This is a genomic window from Bacillus sp. SIMBA_031, assembly GCF_046535225.1.
GTDB lineage: Bacteria > Bacillota > Bacilli > Bacillales > Bacillaceae > Bacillus > Bacillus velezensis.
In genome coordinates, this window is sequence record NZ_JAWRXC010000781.1 from 1 (window position 1) to 228 (window position 228).

The window sequence follows — 228 nt, forward strand, 5'->3', positions numbered from 1 at the left end:
GCTAATTTCACTACGAGGCAAGCCTAAACGCTGCGATAAAATCATGATTTTTGAGCTTTGTAAATCTGCACTTGCGACAATACCAATTAGCTTTTGATGCTCATCAGTTACTAAAATAAAATCAGAAGGCTGAGTATTTAGTTGTTTTGATGCTTGTTCAATGGTTGTATCAAACGCTGCGCGCATAGGACTTGTTTGAGTAAAGCTAGTTACTATGCGTGTTGCAGG

General features: G+C 38.6%; 1 protein-coding gene. It reads right to left on the bottom strand.

The features are described from left to right. On the bottom strand, window positions 1-228 hold a 228-nt coding region (locus tag SB724_RS22180), incomplete at both ends, for a CBS domain-containing protein (protein WP_410573286.1).